We start from the raw sequence: 6,536 nt of genomic DNA, 5'->3' as shown, positions 1-6,536 counted from the left end.
GAAAAGGGCGCGCGAGACCGTCCGCACGTACGCCGAGGAGGCGCGGGCCCAGCTGGCTCCGCTGCCGGCCGGTGAGGCCAAGCGTGCGATGGAAGCGCTCTGCGACTTCATCGCCGACCGCACGAGCTGAGCAGGCCGGCGAGCTGAGCGGGCCGGGCGAGCCGAGCCGGCCGGGTGCGCCGAGCCGGCCGGGTGCGCCGAGCCGGCCGGGTGCGCCGAGCCGGCCGGGTGCGCCGAGCCGGCCGGGTGCGCCGAGCCGGCCTATGCGCCGCGCGGGCCGAAGGAGCTGAGCATCCGGCTCCCGAGCAGCATCAGCGCGGCCGCGCTCACCATCGCGGCGGCCGCGACGACCCACATCGTCGGGTAATCGGCGAGGGCCGCGACCGCGCCGAGGCCGAGCGGGCCCACGCAGCCACCGGCGTAGACCCCGGTCTGGGTGATCGACGTGGCGGCGGCCGGCGCCTGCGGGTGCAGCCGCACTACCGCGAAATTCATCAGGCCGGGCCACGACCAGCCGAGGCCGAAACCGAGCACGACGCCGGCGATCAGCGGAACCGGGCCGGGCACGGCCAGCAGCAACAGCCCCACCGCGCCGAAGGCCAGCAGGCCGGCGATGACCCCCACCTGGCGGCCGGGGCGGCGGTCGGCCTGCCAGCCGCCGACGATCCGTGCGGTGACGCAGACCGCGCTGCCCAGGGTGAGGGAGAGGCCGGCCGGGCCGGGAGCGATGCCGCGGGCCACCGCCGAGTCGACGAGGAACGTGCCGAGGGCATTGGCGGAGGCGGCGGCCAGCGTGGCCGCGAAACCGATGACGACGAGGGCGCCCGTCGCCTGGCTCTTCTCCGTAGGCCTCGCCCGGGAAGCACGATGGTCGGCCGGGACGAGCGGGATCGCCAGCACCGCCAGCAGACCGCCCAGGACGAACGCCCACCGCCAGCCCAGGGTGAGCGCCACCGTCGGCACCGCCGCGCCCGCCAGGAGCGTGCTCACCGGGATGGCGGCCTGCTTCACGCCGAACGACAGGCCCTGCCGGCCGGCGGGCACGTGCCGGGACAGGCTGGTGTTGCTGGCGAGCTGACCCATCGCGTTGGCCCCGGCGCCGAGCGCGAGGATCGCGACGAGGCTCCACAGTGCATCGGCGACGGCCGCCACGGCGATCATCGAGGCCGCGGAGAGCGCGATGCCGTAACGGGAGATCCGTGCCGCTCCGTAGCGCTCGACGAGCGCGCCGGCCGGCAGGGAGGCGAGCGCGCTGCCGCCGAAGTACGCCGAGACGGCGAGGCCGAGCCCGGCCGGGGAGAATCCAAGATCATCGCTTACCTGGACGGCCAGGCCGCCGACCAGGAAGACCGGGATCGAGACCGCGACGGTCGTGGTCAGAGCGCCCGTGACCGCGTGCCACGGGCGGCTTACGTTTACGCTGGTCGATGCGTTGCCGGGCGGTGACCCCATCGCTCGCAGCCTAGGCCCACAGAATGCATCCCACCGCGTTGAGTGCAAATGACCACACGCGTCGTGCAAATCGATCGTGATCCACATGCTGTTTGGCATTCCGTCGGGGGAAGATTATTCATATGGTGTAAGTCCCTGGCGTCGGAGGTAGCTGTGCGCGACCCCCTGGCGGAGCCGTCCGATCTGATTCGGAGCGTGTCACGCGCGTTGCGCGTCCTCGAGTCGGTCGGCCGGGCCCCGCGCGGACTCACCGTGAAGCAGATAGCGCGACGGTGCGAGCTGACCGTGGCGACGACGTACCACCTCGTGCGCACTTTGGCCTACGAGGGGTACGTGATTCGTCGCGAGGACGGCACGTACATCGTCGGTCTGGAGATCGCCGATCGGTACCGCGAGCTCGTCTCGGCCTTCCGTGGGCCACCCGCGGTCGGCGAGGCGCTGCGCCGTGCCGCCGTCGACACCGGCTACACCCACTATCTGGGTCGCTTCGTCGGCGGCCGGATAGCGGTGACCGCCTCGGCCGAGGGCGCCCGCTCGCCGTTCGTCGACGACATGGCCCCCGGCTTCGACGAGGGCGGCCATGCCACCGCCCTGGGCAAGGCGCTGCTGGCCACGCTCACCCCCGACCAGCGCGCGCGATACCTCCGCGACTACGGCATGCGCCAGTTCACCCCGGCGACGCTGACCACGCCCGAGGCGCTCGAGGCCGATCTCGCGGCCGGCGAGCGGCGTGGCATGCAGATCGAGATGGGCCAGTTCCGGCAGGGCCTGGCCTGCGCCGCCGTGCTCGTGGTGCCCGACCGCGACATCGAGCGCCGGCTGGTGCTCGCGTGCTCGCTGCCGGCCGCCGAGATGCTCACCTCGGCGCGGGTGGTGCGGGCCAAACTGACCGCGGCGGCGCGCAACGTCGCCGAGGCCCTCTCCGCGGGGGAGTCCGCCACGGCCTGACAAGGGTGCCTAAGACTCCTTTGAACCTCACGCTGCCATGCCACGTAAGACAGGGTGCACGCGTGAGGTCAGCGGAGGGTGGTGACGGGGTGCACTGCGAGCACGAGCATGATGACGGCGCGTACGTGCTGGGTGCCCTCTCGCCGGCCGAGCGTGCCGCCTATGAGAGGCATCTCGCCACCTGCTCGTTCTGCCGGGAGGCGGTCGCCGACATCTCGGCGCTGCCCGATCTGCTGTCCCGGCTGGACGCCAAGGAGTTCGCGAAGCTCCTCGACCCGACGCTGACCGCCGACCACCCGGGTGCGTCGCTGCGGGACATGGCGGCTCCGGCCGCCGGGCGGGGCAAAAGGCGCAAGACATTGGGCGTACGGATGCTGAGCAGCGTTGCCGTGGCGATCCTCGTGGGATTGGTCGGCATCGGCGTGCTCGCCTGGACCCGGGACACCTCCCCGGGATCGTCGCCGAGCGGCCCGGCCGTCGCGATGACCCGGGTCGACTCCTCCTCGCGAGTCACCGCGACACTGCGGCTGACCAGCACCGCGGGCGGCACGAAGGCCGACCTGACCTGCACGTACAGCGCGGAGGCGACCGAGGCCTCGACGTTCCGGCTGGTCGCCTACGGCCACAACGACGAAGAGGAGCAGATCGGGTCGTGGGATGCAGCGCCCGGCGCGGTCTTCCCGATGCAGGGCTTCACCCACTTCGGCCGGGGCGCGATCAAGCGGATCGCGCTGGTGCGCTTCGACGGCCGGGTGCTGCTCGCCTACGACGTCCCCTGATCCTCTGATTCCGGATCAGCGGGGTGGTAGGGCGGCGACCGGCTCGGCGCTGGCGGGCGCCGGACCGGGCGCCGGCCGCCGGCGTAGCGCGTCGACGGTGAAGATGATCAGCGCTATCCAGACCAGGGCGAACCCGGCGAGCCGGGCCGGCGGCATCGGCTCGTGGAAGAGGAACAGGCCGCAGGCGAGCTGGAGGATCGGCGCGACGTACTGCAGGATGCCGATGCCGACCATCGGCACCCGGTTGGCCGCCGCCGCGAACAGCATCAGCGGCACCGCGGTCGCCACTCCCGCGAAGATCATCAGGCTGGTGTGCAACACCGACTCGTGGCCGAACTTCGCGTCGCCGGCCGCGGTCAGCCAGCCGACGTAGACCAGGGCGGGCAGGGCCAGCACGGCCGACTCGATGAACAGGCCCTCGGCCGGCGGCAGCGACAGCCGCTTCTTGACCAGGCTGTACGAGCCGAAGCTGCAGGCCAGCAGCAGCGCGATGTACGGCAGCCGACCGTAGTCGACGGTCAGCACCACGACCGCGATGCCGCCGACCGCGACGGCCGCCCACTGCCAGGGGCGCAGCCGCTCGCGCTGCACGGTCACGCCGAGCAGCACGAGCACCAGCGGGGTGATGAAGTAGCCGAGGGCGGTCTCCACCACCCGCGACGAGTTGACGCCGTAGATGTAGGTGCCCCAGTTGATGGCGATCAGCACCGCCGCGAGGGAGATGCCGCCGAACAGCCGCGGCGAACGCAGCACCCGGGCGAGGAAGCGCCAGTTGCGGAGCGCCGTGAGGACCAGGCTCACGAACACCACCGACCAGATCACCCGGTGGGCGAGGATCTCGAGGGCACCGGCCGGCCGCAGCAGCTTGAAGTAGATCGGGAAGAAACCCCAGATCACGTACGCCGCCAGGCCGTACAGGTACCCTCGCCGCTCCTCGCTCATGCCCACACCGTAAGGGCCCGGGCGCCCCGGACCCCTTGCATATGGCTCAGCTCACTGCCGGCGGATCAGTCGTCGCCGCCGTCCGGAACGAGCATGTTGAGCAGCCAGCTCACGACGCCGACGAGGATGGCGCCGAGCACCGCGCTGGGCCAGAAGTTGTCGACGTGGAACGGCAGGTCCAGCTTGCCGGCGATCCAGCTGGTCAGCATGAACAGCAGGCCGTTGACCACGATCGAGATCAGGCCGAGGGTGAGGACGTAGAGCCCGCAGCCGATCACCTTGATGATCGGGCGGAGCACCGCGTTGATGATGCCGAAGATGACCGCGACGGCCAGTAGCGTCCCGATCTTCTTCGGAACGGAGTCGGTGTTCAGCTCGATCCCGTCGATCACGAGTGTCGCGATCCACAGGGATACCGCGCTGATCACCAGCCGGATGAGGATTCCCATGGGACCGGATGGTGTCACGATCATGCTAGTGGGCGGTAGCTTTCTCAGCGGCTCGGTGTGCCGATCAGCTGGCCCTCGATCGGCGTCTCGGCCAGCGCCGCCCATCGCACCGCGCGGCGGTTGACCACGCCCACCATGTCGGGGCGGATGCGGGTCATCCACTGTGCCACCTCGCCGAGGCCGAGCGCGCCGCCCAGCAGCGTCGCCTCCTCGGTGCGCAGCGGCTGCACGATCAGCAGGTCGGCCCGGGACGCCACGTCGACATCGGCGGCGCCGAAGTCGTCGCGCACCACGAGCGTGGCCTGCCAGCCCGCGCCGGGCCGGTTGTCGGCGCCGACCGGGCCCACGTCGACCACGACCAGCAGCGGGTGCAGGGCCGAGCCGGGGGCGATCTCGACGGCCCGGCCGGGCGGGACCACGGCGATCGACTCGCCGGGCACCGACGCGCCCCGGACGAACGGCTCCCACGCCTGCGGGCGCGCGGTCTGCACCACCACCCGGGCGCCGAGCGCCATCGCCCGCAGCGCGATCAGCTGGGCGCAGCGGACGCCGCCGACCAGCAGCATGCGGGTCTGCTCGGGGCGGAACAGGCGGGCCACCACGGGGCTTCCGTGCCGGTTGCGGCCCAGCATCAGGCCCGACGTGCCGACCGGCAGCAGCATGCCGTCGGAGCGCTCGGCCGGCTGCACCTCGCTCGGTAGTCCGGGCACGGCCGCCGGCGCGACGCCGAGCGGGAGGGTGGCCGCCAGGCCCGGCAGCTGCTCACCGTCGAGCCGGCGGGCGTGCGCGTTCTCGGCCGCCACCACCTTGCGCAGGGCCTGGGCGGCGACGCCGAGCGAGGCCGGGTCGGGCGCGGCGAGGCGGACCGTGAGGTCGATCGGGGTGGGGCCGTGTGCCGCGCGGGGACCGGCGGTCAGCGACACCGTGGTGGCCGCCGCCGGCAGTGTGAGCATGCGGGGAACCAGCCGCCGGGAGGTCTCGACCCGGGTGTCGGGCCAGCGGTCCATCCGGAACGTGGTCTGGAGGAGTCCGCCGACCCGCAGGCCGGCCCAGGACTCCTGGGCGCCGCCGACGCCCTCGTCGTGCGTGAGCTCGGCGAGCACCCGCAGGGCCGCGGCCTCGCCCAGCGGGCGGGCCGGGGCGGTAGAGAGCCGGCGGGTCATCTTGCGGACCAGGCCCGAGAGCGTGCGTAGCAGCTCGTCGTCGGACCAGCCCTCGCCGCGCAGCACCCGCACCGCGAGCAGCGCCCGGCTGTGCCCGAGCAGGCGGCCCTCGGTGAGCTGGCGGTAGGAGTTGGCCGGGGTGCCGGCGCCGGCCCGGATCGAGGGCGCGGGGGCGCCGCTGAACAGCAGCTGGATCAGCACCGGCGGCTGGTCGGGGCCGGCTGGGGGCAGCAGCGAGGCCGGCGAGGGCAGCGCCGCGGCCTCCTCGGCGAGCAGACCGGCCGGGTCACCCAGCTCGAGCACCGCGGTGAGGCCGAGGCCGTCGACGATCACGGCGGCCGGGTCGCCGGCCAGGTCGGTCTGCTCGATCCGGGTGCCCGGCGCCACGAACTCGAGCAGCGCGCCGACGGCCGGCCCGGGTGGCGCGGTGTGCCGCCGGCCGCCGAAGCGCAGCGCGACCCCGATCCATTCGAAGACCCAGCGTCCGCGTACGCGCAGCCAGGTCAGCACGAGCACGCCGAAGGCCACGACGGCGGAGGCGGCCAGGGCGATCGGGCCGTTTACCGCGCCGATGAGCAGGGCGACGGCGGCGACCTGCGTGCCGACCAGCTGGCTGACCCGGACGCCGAGCAACCGGCCCCGGCGCAGCGGCCTGGTGTTGACCTTCGGTAGCCGGCCGGCCCCGCCGGTGAGCTCGCGGTACTCCCGCCCACCCGCCACGCCCACGGTCACCGCGCACCGCCCTTCCGACCGCATTCCGCCACGTCGCGGCCCATCGTAGGGCCCCGAGCACCAACGCCGGG

Annotated in this window: 6 protein-coding genes and 1 pseudogene; 3 read left to right on the top strand and 4 right to left on the bottom strand. The window is 73.1% G+C overall.

From position 1 onward, the window contains the following. Positions 1–130 (top strand): annotated as a pseudogene (locus tag A3CQ_RS63195) (polyprenyl synthetase family protein); the annotation flags it as partial. A 131-nt stretch (positions 131–261) separates the two neighbouring features. Here A3CQ_RS63195 and A3CQ_RS0133940 read toward each other — a convergent pair. Further along, on the bottom strand, positions 262–1,452 hold the full coding sequence (locus A3CQ_RS0133940; RefSeq protein WP_020515406.1) for an MFS transporter: 1,191 nt from the start codon (positions 1,450–1,452) through the stop codon (positions 262–264). A gap of 153 nt (positions 1,453–1,605) precedes the next feature. Between A3CQ_RS0133940 and A3CQ_RS0133935 the strand changes: the two genes are divergently transcribed. After that, entirely contained in the window at positions 1,606–2,400 is a 795-nt protein-coding gene (locus tag A3CQ_RS0133935) for an IclR family transcriptional regulator (RefSeq protein ID WP_020515405.1), read from the top strand. Between the two features lie 62 nt (positions 2,401–2,462). Then, positions 2,463–3,179: an anti-sigma factor family protein gene (locus tag A3CQ_RS0133930; RefSeq protein ID WP_245577437.1), complete on the top strand. Its 717-nt coding sequence runs from the start codon at positions 2,463–2,465 to the stop codon at positions 3,177–3,179. A gap of 15 nt (positions 3,180–3,194) precedes the next feature. On the opposite strand, the gene rarD is transcribed toward A3CQ_RS0133930, so the two are convergent. From rarD to eccE, 3 genes are all read right to left on the bottom strand, one after another. Then, complete coding sequence (gene rarD / locus A3CQ_RS0133925; RefSeq protein WP_020515403.1) at positions 3,195–4,121, bottom strand: EamA family transporter RarD; 927 nt, start codon at positions 4,119–4,121, stop codon at positions 3,195–3,197. A gap of 65 nt (positions 4,122–4,186) precedes the next feature. Further along, positions 4,187–4,570 carry a phage holin family protein gene (locus tag A3CQ_RS0133920; RefSeq protein ID WP_020515402.1) on the bottom strand — a complete coding sequence of 128 codons (384 nt, stop codon included), beginning with the start codon at positions 4,568–4,570 and terminating at the stop codon, positions 4,187–4,189. Positions 4,571–4,614: 44 nt separating this feature from the next. Further along, positions 4,615–6,465, bottom strand: coding sequence for a type VII secretion protein EccE (gene eccE / locus A3CQ_RS0133915; protein ID WP_020515401.1), 1,851 nt, complete (start codon positions 6,463–6,465; stop codon positions 4,615–4,617). Between the last annotated feature and the right edge of the window lie 71 nt (positions 6,466–6,536).

This window comes from Paractinoplanes globisporus DSM 43857, from assembly GCF_000379645.1.
GTDB lineage: Bacteria > Actinomycetota > Actinomycetes > Mycobacteriales > Micromonosporaceae > Actinoplanes > Actinoplanes globisporus.
The sequence above is the reverse complement of the archived record's forward strand: the minus strand, read 5'-3'. Positions and strand labels throughout refer to the sequence as shown.

Bases quoted from the DNA above. Each gene is read 5' to 3' on its own strand.
- A3CQ_RS0133940 (WP_020515406.1), bottom strand. From the start codon at position 1,452: ATGGGGTCACCGCCCGGCAACGCATCGACCAGCGTAAACGTAAGCCGC.
- rarD (WP_020515403.1), bottom strand. From the start codon at position 4,121: ATGAGCGAGGAGCGGCGAGGGTACCTGTACGGCCTGGCGGCGTACGTG.
- A3CQ_RS0133920 (WP_020515402.1), bottom strand. From the start codon at position 4,570: ATGGGAATCCTCATCCGGCTGGTGATCAGCGCGGTATCCCTGTGGATC.